At 50.3% G+C, this 628-nt stretch carries 1 protein-coding gene; it reads left to right on the top strand.

Annotated elements, in window-relative coordinates; translation table 11 throughout:
• Positions 1-25: 25 nt before the first annotated feature.
• The coding region (locus ALO_RS19005) for a transposase (RefSeq protein WP_139025454.1) at positions 26-628 on the top strand (603 nt) is incomplete at its 3' end.

Genomic DNA, 628 nt, shown 5'->3' with positions numbered 1-628 from the left:
GGATGCTCTCGTAAAAGGAACTACTATGCTGCAAAATCAGTTACACGGGCAGTTGATGTACCATTATCCGAGTTACCGAAAGTTCTTTTGCCTGGTGAACAGCAAGACGGCGCTCTATTTTTGGGAGACTTACCCTTCGCCGGGACACTTAAAAACCGTGACCGCTGAAACCCTTGCTGACGGGCTGCGGAGTGTCAGCCGCAATGCTTGTTCGATGGAAAAGGCGCAGACGATTCTTGATCTGGTGGCTGCCGATGGGGATACTCACCGGGAGTTTCAGGCTGAACGGGACTTTATTGTCAAAAGTATCATTCAGGAGCTTCGCTACAAACAGCAGGCCATTGAAGGAATCGACGGGGAGTTAAAAAACCTGCTGCCTTTGACTGACTACAAACTGGATACTATGCCGGGAATTAACTTAAATACCGCCAGCCACATCATTTCTGAGATTGGCGACATTAACCGCTTTCCTAATTCGGATAAGTTGGCCCGTTTTGCCGGCATCGCTCCCGTTTTGTTCAGTTCGGCAGGCAAGGGTAAGGAGCAGCGCAGTCGGCAGGGAAACCGGGTATTGCATGGCATTTTCTATTTTCTCGCTGTCCAGCTTGTCCAGGTCTCCAAAGGCGGC

Source organism: Acetonema longum DSM 6540 (assembly GCF_000219125.1).
GTDB classification, from domain to species: Bacteria; Bacillota; Negativicutes; order Sporomusales; family Acetonemataceae; genus Acetonema; species Acetonema longum.
The sequence above is the reverse complement of the archived record's forward strand: the minus strand, read 5'-3'. Positions and strand labels throughout refer to the sequence as shown.